Here is an 18,019-nt window from a genome sequence, read left to right as displayed (position 1 = left end):
GATAGAATTTGCCAACAAGTTGCGCCCCACTGAGGAGCCACGGATGATCCTTCCCACCCTCGCAGATGTCGTCGAGCTAGCTAAAAATGGAACGCTGCTAGAGGCCGTTTTCAGCGATCGTTGGCAATGTCGGTATCAGCACTTCGATGCGATTGCTCAACTACTTGCCGATGCCCACAACGAGGGGAGTTTCGATCTACTTGACACTCTCTCTACCAGCGGCCTGGCCTCTTTTAGTGGCTTTAAGGGTTATCAAGGGCGAAGGATCTACAGCTTAGCCATAGAGCGCCTAGACACCTCTGCAACAGCTTTACTGCCATCACTCAGGATCCTCGCAGCCCAAGCGGACGGTGAACCTCACGAGGCTACTGAGACCTTTCGAAAGTGGTGCAGTGCCTCGCCGAACAGACCGAGGGAGCTAATTGCTCTCGTCGACTCTGGAGAGCTGGATGTCTGCGACTTCTATAGCTTGCACATTGCCATTCGCAACGGCCTAAAAGCGGATCTGCCCTACTTCACTGAACGGGCCTACGCGTTGATTGAGAATGGCACGGCTGTTGAGAAAGCTCAGGTTATCCAGGCTTTATCCTCCCCGCCATTTCACGATAACGCCCAATGGAGCCGAGCATTGGATGTGCTTGGGAAGTCAGCTGTAACGGAGTCTGACGATGAGGTTCGTAGTGCACTGGTAAGAACACTATTGAGTTTCACAGAGTCGATTCCACAGCATTTCGCAATGGAGCTTGAAGAGCTGGCTGGCCAGGCCTCTCATCCGACCACATCAAAGGTTGCTCACCATCTTGCCTACGCACTCGCTTTCAGTTTCAAGGACATTGCACCTTCGTTAAGGGCAATGCTGCTGGCGCAGCTCGGAGCCATCCAGCTGGAAGTTCAAACTCAAAAGCTTGTGGACCTTGGCTTGGCAAACCTCGTAAAAGCAGGCGGCGCCGATGAAGCTCGCGCTTTCATCACTAACCTGCTTCTGCAACCGGGCTCCAATCTCCGGTTTGAGCTTTTCGATTCAACTATCCGAAATCTCATTGACGGCCCTGTCCAGGACTTCGAGACCTGGATTGTCGACTGGCTGAGGACAGCACCTAACTCGCTGTGCAGAGAAATGAATGAAGGCTTCTTTAGTAACAAGGAGGAGTACACGTTCCGGCTGGAATTCACCCTGTTCAATTTTACGAAAAGCGAATATGCGTTCATAGCTCGCAGAGCGACGGCGGTCTTCTTCATGAACCCTGCAATAGCTGCCAGCTTTCTGGTCAATTTAGGGCGATGCGCTCAGCGTAAGAGCATCGACTCCACGCTCGCACACGTTGATCAGCCCTGTTCTGAGCAAACTCAAGAGCCGCCAAGCGAATCGCAAGGATCTGAAGATTGGGATACCGAAGTGAGCGATCTACTGTTCGATCCGCTGCTAATCAATTACACCAGTGCCCAAAAGCATCTTCAGCCCATTGCCGACGACACCAATGACAAAGCCGCTCCGATGGTAAAGCGCGCGCTCAACAGTCTTAAGCAGTACTGCGATGAAATTGAGAAGGTTGAGTTTATCGTCGAACTCCGGCCCTCTGAGCGCGAAAAACAGTTAGAGGGTCAGCGTCGTTCTGACGCCATGAATGATGCGATGCGGGCGAGTCGGAAAGACTCACCCTTTGCCGGCATTTTTGCCGAGAGCATTCTCCTTTATGGAAACGGGATGGTGACATGGATCGAGGACAGCCTGAGCTCCAACGATGGCGACGAGCAGGGCGATAGCCAACCTAGGCGCTTGGAGCGTCCACTCGCAAGCATTAGCCACAGCGTTGAGTTGCCGCGCGAAGTGATTCTCGAACCCGTCGGTTTGCAGATGAAGTTGCTGAGTCTTCAAAACGTAGGTAAACCAGAATGAAGCTCGTATTCAGGGAATATCTCGCCTCTCTCCGAGAACGCCGCGAGCTTGACGTAGTGCTACCTGACTTACTCAGCGAGTTAGATTTTAACGTGATTTCGCGCCCCTCGGTTGGAACGCGTCAATACGGGGTGGACGTCGCTGCTGTGGGGAGTGAACTCGACCCGCAAACCGGTATCTCGGAGGAGAAGCTATTTTTATTCTCCATCAAGCAAGGTGATCTAACTCGCAACGATTGGGACGGTACAACGCAGGCGCTAAGGGGCTCAATCAACGAAATCACGGATTTCTATATTCCCGTTCGGATTGCCGAGCAATACAAGCACATGAAAGTGGTTATCTGCCTGTGTTTCGGGGGGGAAATACATGAGGCTATCCAGGATATTGTAACGCAGTACATCAAAATAAAGACGAATGAACGCGTTTCCTTTCAGATCTGGAACGGGGATTTACTGGCCGGAAAGCTAACCCAGGGTGTGCTACAGCAGCAGTTGGTCGACGAGCGCCTGCGCAGTAGTTTTCAGAAATCGGTCGCGATGATCGACGAACCGGATATTGCCTACCAGCATTTTTGCAACCTGGCAAAGGGGTTGTTGGGCGGTGAAGACCTGAAACCACAGTCACGGCTAACCAGCGTGAGGCAGGTCTACATTTGCTTGTGGGTACTATTCGTCTGGGCACGTGCCGCGGGCAATCTGGAGGCCCCCTATCGGGCCAGCGAACGCGTCATCCTGTTAGCCTGGGAACACATCAAGGTGCACATTGATGCCAAGCAGCAGAAGAAAATTTCGGACGACATGGGTTGCACGTTCGCAGCGCTCGTGGATCTTCACTTCCAAATCTGGGACGAGTTCTTAGGCAAAAAGGTTTTGCCCTACGTTCATGTGCGACATGGCATCTCTGCGGCGGTGAACACCTCGACATCAGTCGACATCAGTCTCAAACTATTCGAGACATTGGGACGGATCGCTCAGCGCGGCCTCTGGTTGCTTTGGCAGATAAGCGGTGATGACACAGTCCCTCAGCGATGCCTGAAAACTGAGGCAGGCGACCCATCCAAATTCGACGAGGCCTCCAAGCTGGCCTCACAGATCAGTCATCTGATCAGCAACAATCGGAGCTTACTAAGCCCGATCGCAGATGAGCAGTCGATCGACATAGGCGTCGCGCTGACCTTCCTCTCCATGATGGAAAAATGGCAGCCGTTTGCAGTCGACTACTGTGACCACCTACTCGAAAACTACCGATTCACCTACTGGACACATGGTGGTTACCCAACAATCGATGCGAGCTATCGAAACCTGATCAGCCACCCCAGAGAATCCACTGAGACCTATCGTAAAGGTCAAACCAAAGGTAGTACTTTGATCCCGCTCCTGATGGTCTGGGCAACATCGCGAGGCGAAACAAAGAGAACCAGAGAATTCGCAGCCTTCGCTAAGGAGTCTCTCAAGCATTGCACCATGCAGGCTTGGTTGCCAGGGGGAAATAGTGAGGAGAAGTTGTATAGAGGTATATCGGGGCATGGCCTAGCACTAACCGACATTCCCGTAACTGCGGACGGCGCGGCGGCGATCAAAATGCTCAACTCCGAGGTTTCGAGAGATGGGCATCTAATGACGCTGTCAGCTGTGAAACATGGGCACTGGCCAATTCTGGTTATGGCTTGTAGGCATTACCGGTTACCACTGCCGCCTCACCTGTGGTTGCCGCTCCTTACTCCCTAGACTCTTAGACTACCTGCGGTCCACCGAGCACGACCGCTATGGGTCGAATGCAGCCAGTCGGTGCTTATTAGTGGGCGTCAAAAATACATATTCGCCCTCATGCCACACCTCCATAAGTTGAGCAGGCGCGTGAACGACCACGCGACCGGCCGTATCCGTGATATGCCAGCCCTCTACCCTCTGGCGTCCAGCAGGCGCAGAAAAGCCCGCCAAGGCAGCTTTTCTGTGGGGAGGCATTTAACGAATGTCCCGTTATCGGAAGTGGTCTAGCCTTCGGTGACGTGTTTGCCCAACTCGGAGCCCTCCAGCGGACCGGCCTTAGGCTTGGGCCTTAGGCTTACCCAGCACATAGATCACGTAAGTACTACTGTTACCGCCGGTAGCCCCAGGGAGAGCGGCCAGTAGCCCCCAGCCCTGCTTAAGCTTGGCGTTTGCTTCGCTCTGGCTGCGAACTTCAAGCACTTCAACTGCATCGCTTATCTGCATCGGTATTGCTCCCTGCTGCTGTGTAGGCCGCTCCAGCATGGCGCGGCCGGGTTCCTTTCTAGAGGCCGTGTGCCGCCGTGCGAGCCTGAGCGATCAGTCCGGCCAGCTCAGGGCCATCCTCTTTATTAAGCGTTACATGCCACCACTGATCCTTAGAGGCTTCACCGGTCACCTTCCACACTGGCTGACCGGCAAAGGTGTCGGACTCTATGCGAACCTGGGCGAACGACGCACGCATGCTCATGCTCGGGTTGCGCGAATCAAACTGCACGAAGTTGACGGCCACCGTTACCGTCACAGGCAATGCTTGGGGCACACTTGCTACGGGGTGGTATTCACGGGTAATCATCATGATTCAGGTCCTTTCATCGGCTGTCGTTACATTGGCAAACTACCCCTCCGGTAGTGGCTCATTGTTAGCACACTCAGCATAAGGTGAGGGCACTTTCACACGTTAAGATATTTCAAGCTCGCAGCTAGGTCTGCCGAGAACGCCCATACTAAGGCCACGTAATAAGCAGTACCCAGCTCTTGCGAGGCAAGGTTTCCATCAATACGCCAGGTAACAAGAAAACCTCTAACTACTTGATATATATTAAAATTATCTTCCTTTTAATCAGTCGTTCTCAAGACATGACGCGGGCCAATTCGCCTCCCATGGTGGTTTACCAGCAGAAAGACCTTCTTTTGGCCAATTACGCTAATCGTGAGCGGGAGCTAACGGCCACCGCCAGAAGCAGGCGGACGATGCAATAGAAATGCGATACTCTGCATAGTTGATGTGTTAAATTAAATTTTGGACGCTAGGCAGTTTTCAGAATGAATCAGAAAAAGCGGCACCACTTCATTCCTAAAACGTACATGAGTTCTTTCTGCAATGACGCAGGACGCGTGCTTGTCTATCGTAAAGATGGCAACGGGCAACCCTTGTCAGTGATACCGGATGCCACTCAATTTCAAGGGTATTATTATTCACAGCCTAAGCCAGATGGAGGCACAGACAATAATAAATTAGAAGATTTTTTCTGCGAGATTGAAGGGGGATGGTCACCGATAGTGAAGAGACTCGAGATACGAGAGGATATTAATGATAGCCTTGAATCTCTGTTCAATTTTATGGCTCTGCAACGCGCTCGAGTCCCCGCTTGCCGAGACGCTGTCGAACTCGTATTAGCTGCAACGGTTAAAAGTATGGCGAAAAAGATGTATCGAGATGGTAAGTTGCCAGTTCTACCAAAGGGAAACGAGAATTTAATAGATGAAATGCAAATATCTATAGATCCGCACCAAAGTATCCACGCGATGGTTTCCATCATAAAAGGTATCGGTCAAATTATCGATAGTGTTGGCTGGGTCGTTTTTCACAACAATACAAGTAGGCCTTTTTTAACAAGTGACAATCCGGTGGTTTGGTTTGACTCTTCGCTACCGTTTCCTCAACAGAAGCCGTATATGATTAACCCTGTCAGCCCTATATTAGTGCAGTTTCCAATCAGCCCGAAAATTTTGTTGGTAGGTGCCTCGGAATATAGAGAAAATTTTCTTCGTTATGGTTTAGTGCATACTGATACGAGTTCTGACAAATGGGTAGAGTATGTCAATGCGCAGACTTGTAGATTTGCCTATGAGGCGGTTATTTCAAATTCAGCGTCTCAGGCGGAGTTGATAGCGGGATTTTCTGACGTTTCGCCAGTTCACGTATCAAACTCTGTAATGATTAATAGTTCAGATACTCTACTTCACTCGTTCGATTTTGGTAGTCGTCGCAAAAAATCAAGATGGAAATAAAATCTAAGTCAGCGATGTAAGAACGGCTTTTTTGCGCGTTATAGATTTTTTAGCTGCACATATTATGTTTAAGGCAGAGAGATGCTTCTAATAAGTACACGCCTATTGAGCCGGCTTTTTATACCTATGTAGAAACCTACAGTGGGCAGGGCTTTTCTTTTTTGCTCCCATCCTTAGCTCTTAGCTCTGCGCGGATTGCGTATGCTTAGGGGGACATTCCTCGGTATTGCCGGACGTACCTCATGGCGCACATCAGTCTTTCGTCCCCGGCAAAGATAGGCCCAGAGCTGACGGTAGCGACACACGGATATCGGCCCGTGCTTTTGTCCGGCTTAATGCCCACACGTCATGCACGTTCCATAACTGCTTATGACGTTACCTAGACAATCTGCATCATACTCTTTTTCGCACTCAGTTCTTTCTACTTCGTACTCATCATCACATACCGGGCAATAAAGAGTGTTGCAAGCAGCCCCAGGTGTACTAAGTCGGGCAAGTTTTGGTTCAGTATCCCCATAGTCATTGCTTGCTTCGTCGTGGCAGTGGGGGCAATAATATGCTCGTTTTTTCTTGTCGATTTTGAAATATTCTTTGACTTGTGCGGGCCCCAGCGCCTCAATTATGTAAAACAGTTCTATGCAGGCTTCGTTCGTAATAAAATCGCTGCTACCCAATTCAGTTGAGGGCGAATTCGTTAATGACTCAAATCGTAGCCTTGCCCAGGAGTCATTGGGAAAGAGGGTTTTATGCATAAAAAGTAGCGAGCTTAGTATGTCATTGAATGTAACCTCTAATGATTTGCTTACAGAGTGCATTATCGTGTTGCGCTTCTCCCTCAAGCTGTTAAAAGCGTCTACGAATCCTCCTTCAAATGGCGTGCCTGAAAAAGTATCGTGGACTTTAATTAAGTCCTGCGCATCAATTGTGCGAAAAGTACTGAAGTCTAGTGGCCCACAATATGGCGATGGCCATTTTGATGGTGAGTCAGAAATCAATATGTACGGAGAAATGGTGCATATCCGCCCCTTTATTAAAAATTCAACGCCTTGTTGAGTAATCGTAAGTGCCGTAGCTAGATGCCTTTGAGAAAGACTCCAATATTCTTCGGAAACTTCCGACGGGTCAATGCCATATTGTTCCGCCTCATTCAGGTTGACAAGAAGTTTGGCAACAATATCCCACGCAAATGATAGTAGCTCTTTGCCTGTTTTATAAAAATCTTCGGATGTGGGAGTATTTAAAATCATTAAATATGCCTTGAGTTTTTTATGTGCATAAACTTAAATCAATATAAGGCCAAAACGCAAGCTGGGGAAGCCCCAGCCTTTTTTTCTGATCCGGTATTCTAAGAAAATATCAGGGTGGTCGTAAGGTGCGGTGCACCTGAATCAGGGAAAGTTTTTAGACGTAGGTTTTGGCCGGCCCTTTGTAAGCGGAAGCTACAGACGACCATTTCGAGCGATCGCTATTGGTCGAGAGCAGACTGTGACTAGATAGGTAGAGAGCCGCGCATCCTATGGATGCATTATCTTGATGCGATGGGCTAGAAATACTGTGTATTTCCAGTAAAGCGTCTACACCAAAAAGGGCCCGTCTGGGCCCTTTTTCAGGTGAAGCGGCTTTATTGTTTCAGCCACCCATCGACGACATCAGCGACGCGTTGTTCATTGCTTTCATCCGTTCGTTCCTCCAGTTAGCTCACGAGTGCAGCCTGTTGAGTTATCGAAATGTCGTTGAGCTGGAGCAGATCCTGCGCGCCGTAGTTCCGCGCCCGGTCGGATAGTTCATGCCACGTCCAGTTCCCGACGGTTTCACCTTCCTGCGGAACCGCCAGTTTCAACAGGCTCACTTGATCAAGGCCGAGCAGGTTGTAATTTGCCCACAGCCTTCCGCCCACATCGAAGAGTGCCTTAGCGGCCTCGTTCCATTTCTCTTCCAGCACTGTTTGAGAAAGCCACAGGGCGTCGCGCTCTATGCCTCTGTGCTTTTCCTGTGCTTCGACGATGTATTGATCTACCGTGGCCAGCTCCTGCTTGAGCGCGGATATGATCAGGCCTTGTCGACGATCATGTTCGGCGGCGGTTGCCAGGTTTTTTGCGGCTTTTTGCGCATCAGCGTTGGCAGTCTTTTCGCCTTCGGTGGCGCCCCATGCCACGGCCTATGCATACGCAGTCGCGGCGTTCGTTTCGGCCTGCCGGGCTTTGGCCATGTCCTCTACGGCCTGTTGTTTGGTCTGTTCGAGACGGGTGCTGAGGCTCTAACGTTTTTCATTCAGCTCCTGCTCATCGACTTTCCAGGTGTTCATGGCCTCGACGTATCCCGCCATCAGGGAATGGCTGTTGATGAGGGTCTCGCGGCGATTGATCTTCTGATCCAACAGGTCCGCATTGTGCCTGCGCGAGTCGGCGATGCGCGGATCGCACATGCTGATCTCACCAACCATTAGGAGGCTGTCGGAATGCTCACGGATGGTGGATGCCGACATATCTTGAGAATTGCTAAACCCAAAAACAAAAAAGCCCGCACAAGGCGGGCTTCGAGCATTTCCTGGACTGTCCACAACTCAAGACAGATCCAGACTGCAAAATATGGCGCACCAGGCGGGATTCGAACCCACGACCCCTGCCTTCGGAGGGCAGTACTCTATCCAGCTGAGCTACTGGTGCGACGCGGGCGCCATGATACTCACATGGGTACGGGGCGTCCAGTTGCGGGCGGTGCGAGACACAAATCACCCAGCGCGCCCCGCGACAGCCTTTCATCAGCCCACACCCATTACCGCCCACAAAGGATCAGACCTGCGCTTCCGGCACGGCTGCGTGGTGGTGCATGATGCTCCCCATACCACTCCGTCAGTTCGTTCTCACCGAGGGCCTCTTATCAATCAGTTCAAAAGCATCGAGCGCAGCCCGTGCCGCGTTCTTATTACCGGGGCCAGTATCGCGGGGTGTGCCGCGGCCTGGTGGCTGGCGCAGCGTGACTGTGATGTCACGGTTGTCGAGCAGGCGCCTGCCTTTCGCGATGGCGGGCAGAATGTAGATGTGCGGGGCGCGGCTCGGGAGGTCTTGCGCCTGATGGGGCTTGAGCAGGCGGTGAAGGGCCTCAATACCGGCGAGACGGGGCTTGCGTGGGTTGATGAGGATAACCGCACGGCGGCGCGCATCGATCTGGCCGGTCTGGACGGGGACGGCCCGACGGCTGAGCTTGAGGTGTTGCGCGGGGATCTTGCGCGTCTGCTGTATGAGGCGTCGTCTGCTGATGCGTTCTATCGCTTTGGTGATCGCATCGTTTCGGTCGAGCACGATAACGAGGGCGTGTCGGTCACGTTCGAGGGCGGTGGCGAGGAGCGTTTTGATCTGTTGATCATTGCTGAAGGTGTCGGCTCGCGCACGCGGGAGCTGGTGTTCCCCGGCGAGAATCAGCCGCGCCGGATGGACCTGGCCAGCGCGTTCTTTACCGTGCCTCGGGCACCGACCGATAGCCAGACCGCGCGCTGGTATAACGCGGTGGGCGGTCGCAGCGCGGGTGTTCGTCCGGACAATCGCGGTACGACGCGTGCGTTCTTTAATGTGCACGGCCGTAGCCATCTGACGGTCGGCAACAGTGTTGCCGAGCAGAAGGCGTTTCTTCGCGCGTCGTTTGCAGGCGCGGGCTGGGAGGTGCCTCGTCTGCTGGAGGGGATGGAGGCTGCGGAGGATTTCTGGTTCGATGACTTGCGTCAGGTGAAGATCGATCGCTGGTCGAATGGCTCGGTGGTACTGCTGGGCGATGCGGCGTGGTGTGTCACGCCGCTGGGTGGGGTCGGCGCTTCGCTGGCGCTGATTGGGGCGTATGTGCTGGCGGGCGAACTCACCAAGACCGACACCATTGCCGAGGCGCTTGCCGCGTACGAATATGTCCTGCGCCCTGTGGTGAAAAAGTCGCAGAGCGTGCCGAAACTTGTTCCGCGTCTGGTCCATCCTCGCAGTCAGACCGGGGTGAAGATCCTGCGCGCCGTGCAGCGGCTGGTGGCAACGCCCTTTATCAACAAACGTGCTGCCAGGGCGCTGACCCCGGCGGTGCAGTCATTCACGCTTCCGGATTATCGATAGCGCTACAGGCGTGGGTTAAAACCTGCGCCGGGCCCTGCGGTGGTCATGGCGCTGTCGAACTCGATCAGCCACGGCCCGGCCAGGACGATGATCGGGTCGTTCGGCAATGCCTTGAGGTTGATCGTGACCTTCGCAGGTTACTCCGTGGTCGCTCAAGGCTTTTATGCGCTGCCTGATCACACTGCGGCTGCCTTGCGTTCAGGTTCGGCGCTGATCAGAAAACCACCCGCCTCCGTACGCCCGTTCTTTTTTTCGAACGGGCTATTGTCCTTTCCCCCCGCAATGCCTAGGATTCGTTTGAGATTTCAAACGCTCTTGTTCGGTCTTCCTGCCTTCATGCGTTGCGCAGCGCTGGAACCCGATGGAATGTTTTCCTGACGATGGCTTCCAAATGGGGTGCATCGATATCAATTGTTCGCGTCGCCTCTCGGGCGATGCTGTTTAGGAGGCCGACATGCAGCTCAAAGATTCCACACTGTTCCGCCAGCAAGCCTACATCAATGGCCAGTGGCTGGACGCGGACGGTGGTCAGTCGATCAAGGTCAACAACCCTGCCAACAACGAGATCCTCGGCACTGTGCCAAAAATGGGCGCAGCCGAGACGCGTCGGGCGATTGAGGCGGCTGACAAGGCGCTGCCGGCCTGGCGTGCGCTGACTGCCAAGGAGCGTGGCAATAAGCTGCGCCGCTGGTTCGAGCTGATGATCGAGAACCAGGACGATCTGGGTCTGCTGATGACACTGGAGCAGGGCAAGCCACTGGCCGAAGCCAAGGGCGAGATCACCTACGCCGCATCGTTCATCGAGTGGTTCGCCGAAGAGGCCAAGCGCGTGTATGGCGATGTGATCCCTGGTCACCAGCCGGACAAGCGCCTGATCGTACTCAAGCAGCCGATTGGTGTGACGGCGGCGATCACCCCGTGGAACTTCCCGGCGGCAATGATCACCCGCAAGGCCGGTCCTGCACTGGCGGCGGGCTGCACCATGGTGCTCAAGCCTGCGTCGCAAACGCCGTTCTCGGCACTGGCCCTGGCTGAACTGGCCGAGCGTGCGGGTATCCCGGCTGGTGTGTTCAGCGTGGTGACCGGCAGCGCAGGCGATATCGGTGCCGAGCTGACCGGCAACCCGATCGTGCGCAAACTGTCCTTCACCGGCTCGACCGACATTGGTCGCCAGCTGATGGCCGAGTGCGCCAAGGACATCAAGAAGGTTTCCCTGGAGCTGGGCGGTAACGCGCCTTTCATCGTGTTCGACGATGCCGACCTCGACAAGGCGGTCGAAGGCGCGATGATCTCCAAGTACCGCAACAACGGCCAGACCTGCGTGTGCGCCAACCGCATCTATGTGCAGGACGCGGTGTATGACGCGTTCGCCGAGAAGCTCAAGGTGGCGGTCGGCAAGTTGAAGATCGGTAACGGTCTGGAAGAAGGCGTCACCACCGGCCCGTTGATCGACGACAAGGCGGTGGCCAAGGTCAAGGAACATATCGCCGACGCCGTCAGCAAGGGCGCAACCGTGCTGACCGGTGGCAACAGCCTGGAAGGCTCGTTCTTCGAACCGACCATTCTGGTCAACGTGTCGAAAGATGCCGCCGTGGCCCGGGAAGAAACCTTTGGTCCGCTGGCCCCGCTGTTCCGCTTCAAGGACGAGGCCGAAGTGATCGCGATGGCCAACGACACCGAGTTCGGTCTGGCGTCGTATTTCTACGCGCAGAACATGAGCCGCGTGTTCCGTGTTGCCGAGGCCCTGGAATATGGCATGGTGGGTATCAATACCGGCCTGATCTCCAACGAATTGGCACCGTTCGGCGGTATCAAGTCGTCCGGCCTGGGCCGTGAAGGCTCCAAGTACGGCATCGAAGATTATCTGGAAATCAAATACCTCTGCCTGTCGGTCTGACCGACGCTCGGGTATTGCAGCCGATGGCGCGCGAGAGCGACGTGTCATCGGCTTTTGTTGCACCGCAGTTTCCTGGTGGCCTGAAGGCTGCAGCAGTCGATCATCGTATGCTGCCGCAGTTGATCCGGTCCGCTTGATCCTTGACCCACGCCGACCGATGAGCGGCGAATGAGGAATATATGAGCAAGACTAACGAATCCCTGATGCAACGCCGCCATGCAGCCGTCCCACGTGGCGTTGGTCAGATCCACCCGATCTTCGCAGCTTCGGCGAAGAACGCGACCGTTACCGACGTGGAAGGTCGTGAATTCATCGACTTCGCGGGCGGCATTGCCGTTCTGAATACCGGTCACCTGCACCCGAAGATCATCGCCGCTGTGCAAGAGCAGCTGACCAAGCTGAGCCATACCTGCTTCCAGGTGCTGGCCTACGAGCCTTACGTCGAGCTGTGCGAGAAGATCAACGCCAAAGTGCCGGGTGATTTCGACAAGAAAACCCTGCTGGTGACCACCGGTTCCGAAGCGGTGGAAAACGCCGTGAAGATCGCCCGTGCTGCGACCGGTCGTGCGGGCGTTATCGCCTTCACCGGCGCTTACCACGGCCGCACCATGATGACCCTGGGCCTGACCGGCAAAGTCGTGCCTTACTCGGCCGGCATGGGCCTGATGCCAGGCGGTATCTTCCGTGCGCTGTACCCGTGCGAACTGCATGGCGTGAGCGTTGACGATTCCATCGCCAGCATCGAGCGCATCTTCAAGAACGACGCCGAGCCCAAGGACATCGCTGCAATCATCATTGAGCCGGTTCAGGGCGAAGGTGGTTTCTACGTGGCGCCGAAGGCCTTCATGCTGCGTCTGCGCGAGCTGTGCGACAAGCACGGCATTCTGCTGATCGCTGACGAAGTGCAGACCGGCGCGGGTCGTACCGGCACGTTCTTCGCGATGGAGCAGATGGGCGTTGCGGCTGACCTGACTACTTTCGCCAAGTCCATCGCAGGCGGCTTCCCGCTGGCGGGCGTATGCGGCAAGGCTGAATACATGGACGCCATTGCACCCGGCGGTCTGGGCGGCACCTATGCCGGTAGCCCGGTGGCCTGTGCTGCGGCACTGGCGGTGCTGGACATCTTCGAAGAAGAGCACCTGCTGGAGCGCTGCAAGGCAGTTGGTGAACGTCTGGTGACCTCGCTCAAGGCGATGCAGGCCAAGTACCCGGTTATCGGTGAAGTGCGTGCGCTGGGTGCGATGATCGCTGTCGAACTGTTCGAAGACGGCGATTCGCACAAGCCTAACGCCGCTGCTGTGGCTCAGGTGGTTGCCAAGGCGCGTGACAAGGGTCTGATTCTGCTGTCCTGCGGTACTTACGGCAACGTGTTGCGCGTGCTGGTGCCGTTGACTGCCGAAGACGAATTGCTGAACCGCGGCCTGGCCATTCTCGACGAATGCTTTGCTGAAATCGCGTAAAAAGTGTGAAGTCATGAATTGATTAATTTATGACCAAACAGACAAAAAAAGCCCGTTTCGACGGGTTTTTTTTGCGTTCGAGCAGGGTATTTCGCTGTTTTGGGTATATCCGGACGTTTGCATTGGCTAAGGTGATCGCATTGACATCGGAGAGTCATGATGACCGCTGTAGTTTTGCCCGCCGTTCCTCGCGTACTGATAGCCGAGTCTGATCCATGGGTTCGCGAGACGCTTAGCGACCTGGTGTTGGACGTGCGTGCGGATATCGAGCTGGAGATGTGCACCGATGGCAAACAGGCCGTCGAGTGGATGAAAAAACACCTGCCGGACCTGATCATCGCCGCCCGCGAGCTGCCGGGGATCGATGGCCTGAGCCTGCTGCGGGGCGTGCGCAATCTGCGTCGTCAGCCCGCCATCCCGTTCATTCTGATCAGCAATCGCAATGACAGCGCCAGCGTGCGTGAGGTCGTGCCGCTGGCGCCGACTGCCTACCTGACCAAACCACTGAATACTGAAGGCTTGCGCCAGCGTCTTGAAGGCCTGTTGCTGGAACGCAGCACCCCGGTTACGGGTGCGGTGCCCGCGCTGACGCCGGGCCTGACCCTGACCAAGTTTCTCGACAAACGCCGTGATATAGCCGATGGCGCGCCGCTGTTCGTCGATGTCGCCACGGCGGTGACGCTCAGCCAGACCGCCAGCGGCATCGACGCCGCCTTGCTGGAGCAGGAGCTGCGCAACGATCCGCACATCACGGCAGTACTGATCGCAGCTGCCAATACGGCGGCGCAGCATCTGGGCAAGCCGATCCAGACCATGGGCGGGGCGCTGGCCATTCTCGGGCCGGTGCAGGGTGCCAATATCGCGTCAGGCCTGGCCAAAAAGCGTATGGCGGTGCTGACCAATGATGCGTTGCTGGCCAAGGCCCATGAGCTTTGGAGCCTGTCGCAGCGCACGGCAGATTACGCACGCATTCTGGGCGGCATGCTGGAGCTGGATGCAGAGCGCTGCTTCAGCGCCGGGTTGTTGCAGTCGCTGGGTGACCTGGCGGTATTGGGTTGCCTGCAGGAGTGGCTGCTGGCTGGCGGCCAACTGGATGAGCAGGTGATCGGGCAGTCTCTGGAACAGTATTCCGCTGCCTTCGGCTCTGCTCTGCGCACGCGCTGGCGTTTGCCGCTGGAACTGCGTGAGCTGATCGCTGCGGTGTATCAGTACAACACCGGCATCTACACGCGCGAAGTGCTGGCAATGAACCTGGCGGGGCAGATGGCGCGCCTGGGCGAGGAAGAAAGTGTCACCACGCTGATCAAGACCAAGTCGGCCAAACTGTTGAAGCTCAGCGTCGGTGACTTGCAGCGCCTGCGCAAGAAGCTGACGGGGGTGACGGATCCGAGTTTGCTGAGGCCGCTGACGACCGAAACTGAGGTGGCTGCCGAGGCGGTCGAAGATGGGTTGCTCGACGTGGCACCTGAGGCACCTGCTGAAGAGCCTGCTGCAATCGAGGATCCGGCAGCCGCTGTTCAGGGTTCGCCCGAGAAGTAAAACCCGACCGACGCCTTCGCGAGCAAGGCGAATCGCCGCCTAGCCGCTCCCTCAGGGCGTCATGCCGTGCGCGCTCCCACAAGATACCGCGTACTCCCGTAGGAGCGAACTTGTTCGCGAAGGCGGTATTCCTGACGCCGAAAAGCCATCGACTGCACCGGACTCTTCGAGGAGCGAACTTGTTCGCGAAGGCGGTATTCCTGACGCAGAAAAGCAATGGACTGCACCGGACTCTTCGCGAGCAAGCTCGCTCCCACAAGGTACCGCGTACTCCTGTAGGAGCGAGCTTGTTCGCGAAGGCGGTATTCCTGACGCAGAAAAGCCATCGACTGCACCGGACTCTTCGCGAGCAAGCTCGCTCCCACAAGGTACCGCGTACTCCTGCAGGAGCGAACTTGTTCGCGAAGGCTATATTCCAAACGCAGCCAATGCATTGAATGTACCGCCCTCTTCGCGGACAAGTCCGCTCCTACAGGGCACCGCAGACTCCCACAGGGCTTGATGCTGTGTGCGCTCACGGAATGTACCTCCCTCTTCGCGGACAAGTCCGCTCCTACAGGGCACCGCAGACTCCCACAGGGCTTGATGCTGTGTGCGCACTTGCTCGCGAAGGGGCCGGTACAACCACCGAAGATTTGCTGATCAGGAAGACCGTCTTCGCGAGCAAGCTCGCTCCCACAAGATACCTCGTGCTCCCGCGGGGGCGACCGGGGCGGCGATCCGCCTTGCTCGCGAAGGGGCCAGTCGTGCTTTCTACATTCGAGAAGGCATTTCAGACCAGTACGATCTGGTTCTTGCCTTGGCGCTTGGCCTGATACATCGCGGCGTCGGCGCGGCCGTAGAGGGTTTCGAGGCTTGGGTCGTCCGCGCCCAGGTTGGTCAGGCCCTGGCTGGCGGTGATGCTGAAGGTGGTGCCGCCGGACTGGAAATTCTGACGCTGGATCTCGCGTTGCAGGCGCTCGGCGATCTGCATGGCCATGTCCGGCGCGCAGCCGGGGAATACTGCGGCGAACTCTTCACCACCGATACGCCCGAACAGGTCACCACGCCTCAATGCCGAACGACCGCTTTCGGCGATGCGTTGCAGCACGGTATCGCCTTCCTGATGGCCGTAGGTGTCGTTCACCAGCTTGAAGTCATCGATGTCCAGCAGCAAAAACGCCAGCGGCGTACCGTTGAGGCGAGCCAGTTCGAACTCGCGCTGGGCGCATTCGAAAAAGTGCCGGCGGTTGCTGCTCTGGGTCAGCACATCGGTGGTCGCCAGGCGTTGCAGCTCATCCTCGAGGTGCTTCTTCTCGGTGATGTCTTCGGCGATGCCCACCACGATCAGACGCTGGCTGGCGTCGGCGCGATGACTGACGAAGCATTTATCGCTGAGCCAGCGTACTTCGCCATCCGCACGAATGATCCGGTACTCGCGGTCCTCGATCGAGCCTTTCTCGATGACCTCGTTCAGGCTGCGCTCGGCGTAGTTCAGGTCATCGGGGTAGATGCTGTCGCGCCACTCACTGTAGTCAGCCAGCAGCAGGCCCGCCGAACGACCGAAGATGCGCTCGTAGGCCGGGCTGACATAGATCATGTGCTGGGTTTCCCAGTCGAACGCCCACAAGACAGCGTTCACGCTCACCAGCAACGAGCTGAACAATTGTTCGCGCTCGCTCAGACGTGCGACTTCTGCCTGAGCGTGCATCAGGGCTAACAGGGTTTCTGCGGCTGCGGGCATATCAGTGATCGGTGAGCCGGGTAGGGAAGTGAAAGGCTGCTTTTCCATAAGAACCATCTCAAACGTTTACGGCCAGTAAGGCGCCCTATCCCGATTGGCGGGAAAGTTGATGAGATAGACGGGGAGGGGATAAGTTCCGGGACCGGCGCGCCAGGGGATGGCGCGCCGATCAACGGTTCAGGCGTGTGCGGGGCGTAGCGAGTAGGTTTTCAGCTGGTCGGCGAACTCGCGCAGGGACTGAATGCCGCTGGCTTCGGCCTCGTGAATCCACTCTTTCATGGCCGACAGCATGTCGTGACCGTTGCTGCTGGTCTTGACCCAGATCTGTTGCAACGCGAGGCGTTTTTCGTAGATCACTTTCAGCGCATGGCTGTGTTCCAGCATGGTCTGGATGCGCAGGTGATGCCTGTCATCGAGCAGGCTGGTCTCACGCGACAGCAGGCGCTTGGCACGACGGAACTGATGACGCACCGACTCGTCGGCCTTGCCGAGTTCCTGAGTAACCAGCGGCGCGATGACCAGCTTGCGGTACTGCGCCATGATCTGGAAACGGTTGTTGAGGATCGCCATCGCGGTGTCCATGTCCATATGGCCCTTGCCTTCGACCCGATGGGCGATAGGCGCGACCCGCTGGACCTTGGCCAGACCCAAGAAGCTGAACACTTTGATCCATGCCCAGCCCATGTCGAACTCCCAGGGCTTGACCGACAGCTTGGCCGAGTTGGGGTAGGTGTGGTGATTGTTGTGCAGTTCTTCGCCGCCGATCACGATGCCCCACGGCACCAGATTGGTGGCTGCATCGCGGCACTCGAAGTTGCGATAGCCGACCGCATGACCCAGCCCATTGACCACACCGGCAGCCCAGAAGGGAATCCACATCATCTGCACGGCCCAGACCGTGATACCGAGCGCGCCAAACAGCGCCACGTCGATGACCGCCATCAAAGCGATGCCCAGCAGCTTGTAGCGCGAGTACAGATTGCGCTCGATCCAGTCTTCCGGGCAGTTCTTGCCGTAGATCCGCAGGGTGTCCTGGTTCTGCGCTTCCTCGCGGTACAGCTCTGCGCCCTTGCGCAGTACCGTAGACAGACCCTTGACGACCGGGCTGTGCGGGTCGTCGACGGTTTCGCATTTTGCGTGGTGTTTGCGGTGGATGGCTGTCCACTCGCGGGTGTTCTGGGCAGTGGTCAGCCACAGCCAGAAGCGGAAGAAGTGTTTCAGACCCGCATTGAGCTCCAGGGAGCGGTGGGCTGAATAGCGGTGCAGATAGACCGTAACGCCAATGATCGTTATATGGGTCATGACCAGCGTGACCGCTATTAACTGCCAGACGGAAAGGTCGAGCAAACCGTTGTACCACATAGGCTGTTTGGCCCTCGTAGAAATACCTGTGAAGAAAAAAGTCGCAACG

11 protein-coding genes, 1 tRNA gene and 2 pseudogenes are annotated in these 18,019 nt (G+C 56.1%); 8 read left to right on the top strand and 6 right to left on the bottom strand.

Annotated features, from left to right (window positions below; all coding sequences use genetic code 11):
* Positions 1-43: 43 nt before the first annotated feature.
* Positions 44-1,897 (top strand): hypothetical protein, encoded by a 1,854-nt coding sequence (locus tag PI739_RS17305; RefSeq protein WP_271352057.1) that lies wholly within the window; start codon positions 44-46, stop codon positions 1,895-1,897.
* The gene (locus tag PI739_RS17300) at positions 1,894-3,624 is read left to right on the top strand and encodes a chemotaxis protein (protein ID WP_271352056.1); all 1,731 of its coding nucleotides are present in this window, start codon (positions 1,894-1,896) and stop codon (positions 3,622-3,624) included. The genes PI739_RS17305 and PI739_RS17300 overlap by 4 nt, the downstream gene beginning before the upstream one ends.
* 544 nt (positions 3,625-4,168) lie before the next feature.
* Here the strand turns inward: PI739_RS17300 and PI739_RS17295 are convergent.
* Positions 4,169-4,462: a hypothetical protein gene (locus PI739_RS17295; RefSeq protein WP_116817890.1), complete on the bottom strand. Its 294-nt coding sequence runs from the start codon at positions 4,460-4,462 to the stop codon at positions 4,169-4,171.
* 467 nt (positions 4,463-4,929) lie between these two features.
* Between PI739_RS17295 and PI739_RS17290 the strand changes: the two genes are divergently transcribed.
* Complete coding sequence (locus PI739_RS17290; protein ID WP_240880271.1) at positions 4,930-5,898, top strand: DUF4238 domain-containing protein; 969 nt, start codon at positions 4,930-4,932, stop codon at positions 5,896-5,898.
* 332 nt (positions 5,899-6,230) lie between these two features.
* On the opposite strand, the gene PI739_RS17285 is transcribed toward PI739_RS17290, so the two are convergent.
* The 3 genes and pseudogenes from PI739_RS17285 to PI739_RS17275 form a co-directional block, all read right to left on the bottom strand.
* Positions 6,231-7,145 carry a hypothetical protein gene (locus PI739_RS17285; RefSeq protein ID WP_240880270.1) on the bottom strand — a complete coding sequence of 305 codons (915 nt, stop codon included), beginning with the start codon at positions 7,143-7,145 and terminating at the stop codon, positions 6,231-6,233.
* 446 nt (positions 7,146-7,591) lie between these two features.
* Positions 7,592-8,341, bottom strand: a pseudogene (locus PI739_RS17280) (chromosome segregation protein SMC).
* A 146-nt stretch (positions 8,342-8,487) separates the two neighbouring features.
* Positions 8,488-8,564, bottom strand: a tRNA-Arg gene (locus PI739_RS17275).
* 156 nt (positions 8,565-8,720) lie between these two features.
* Here PI739_RS17275 and PI739_RS17270 point away from each other — a divergent pair.
* From PI739_RS17270 to PI739_RS17250, 5 genes and pseudogenes are all read left to right on the top strand, one after another.
* Positions 8,721-9,989 carry an FAD-dependent monooxygenase gene (locus tag PI739_RS17270; RefSeq protein ID WP_164989670.1) on the top strand — a complete coding sequence of 423 codons (1,269 nt, stop codon included), beginning with the start codon at positions 8,721-8,723 and terminating at the stop codon, positions 9,987-9,989.
* Between the two features lie 45 nt (positions 9,990-10,034).
* Positions 10,035-10,115, top strand: a pseudogene (locus PI739_RS17265) (LysE family translocator); the annotation flags it as partial.
* Positions 10,116-10,443: 328 nt separating this feature from the next.
* Complete coding sequence (gabD, locus tag PI739_RS17260) at positions 10,444-11,886, top strand: NADP-dependent succinate-semialdehyde dehydrogenase (RefSeq protein WP_074809268.1); 1,443 nt, start codon at positions 10,444-10,446, stop codon at positions 11,884-11,886.
* 179 nt (positions 11,887-12,065) lie between these two features.
* Positions 12,066-13,346 (top strand): 4-aminobutyrate--2-oxoglutarate transaminase, encoded by a 1,281-nt coding sequence (gabT, locus tag PI739_RS17255; protein ID WP_003435131.1) that lies wholly within the window; start codon positions 12,066-12,068, stop codon positions 13,344-13,346.
* A gap of 156 nt (positions 13,347-13,502) precedes the next feature.
* Positions 13,503-14,885 carry an HDOD domain-containing protein gene (locus PI739_RS17250; RefSeq protein WP_103735973.1) on the top strand — a complete coding sequence of 461 codons (1,383 nt, stop codon included), beginning with the start codon at positions 13,503-13,505 and terminating at the stop codon, positions 14,883-14,885.
* A 772-nt stretch (positions 14,886-15,657) separates the two neighbouring features.
* Here the strand turns inward: PI739_RS17250 and PI739_RS17245 are convergent.
* Complete coding sequence (locus PI739_RS17245; protein WP_032609721.1) at positions 15,658-16,656, bottom strand: GGDEF domain-containing protein; 999 nt, start codon at positions 16,654-16,656, stop codon at positions 15,658-15,660.
* A gap of 129 nt (positions 16,657-16,785) precedes the next feature.
* Positions 16,786-17,970: a delta-9 fatty acid desaturase DesA gene (gene desA / locus PI739_RS17240; RefSeq protein WP_003367671.1), complete on the bottom strand. Its 1,185-nt coding sequence runs from the start codon at positions 17,968-17,970 to the stop codon at positions 16,786-16,788.
* Positions 17,971-18,019 lie beyond the last annotated feature (49 nt).

Origin of the sequence: Pseudomonas cerasi (assembly GCF_027983475.1) — a bacterium.
GTDB classification, from domain to species: Bacteria; Pseudomonadota; Gammaproteobacteria; order Pseudomonadales; family Pseudomonadaceae; genus Aquipseudomonas; species Aquipseudomonas cerasi.
The sequence above is the reverse complement of the archived record's forward strand: the minus strand, read 5'-3'. Positions and strand labels throughout refer to the sequence as shown.

Excerpts from the sequence above, each read along its gene's own strand:
- PI739_RS17305 (WP_271352057.1), top strand. The coding sequence starts at position 44 with ATGATCCTTCCCACCCTCGCAGATGTCGTCGAGCTAGCTAAAAATGGA.
- PI739_RS17300 (WP_271352056.1), top strand. The coding sequence starts at position 1,894 with ATGAAGCTCGTATTCAGGGAATATCTCGCCTCTCTCCGAGAACGCCGC.
- PI739_RS17295 (WP_116817890.1), bottom strand. The coding sequence starts at position 4,462 with ATGATGATTACCCGTGAATACCACCCCGTAGCAAGTGTGCCCCAAGCA.
- PI739_RS17290 (WP_240880271.1), top strand. The coding sequence starts at position 4,930 with ATGAATCAGAAAAAGCGGCACCACTTCATTCCTAAAACGTACATGAGT.
- PI739_RS17285 (WP_240880270.1), bottom strand. The coding sequence starts at position 7,145 with ATGATTTTAAATACTCCCACATCCGAAGATTTTTATAAAACAGGCAAA.
- gabD (WP_074809268.1), top strand. The coding sequence starts at position 10,444 with ATGCAGCTCAAAGATTCCACACTGTTCCGCCAGCAAGCCTACATCAAT.
- gabT (WP_003435131.1), top strand. The coding sequence starts at position 12,066 with ATGAGCAAGACTAACGAATCCCTGATGCAACGCCGCCATGCAGCCGTC.
- PI739_RS17250 (WP_103735973.1), top strand. The coding sequence starts at position 13,503 with ATGATGACCGCTGTAGTTTTGCCCGCCGTTCCTCGCGTACTGATAGCC.
- PI739_RS17245 (WP_032609721.1), bottom strand. The coding sequence starts at position 16,656 with ATGGAAAAGCAGCCTTTCACTTCCCTACCCGGCTCACCGATCACTGAT.
- desA (WP_003367671.1), bottom strand. The coding sequence starts at position 17,970 with ATGTGGTACAACGGTTTGCTCGACCTTTCCGTCTGGCAGTTAATAGCG.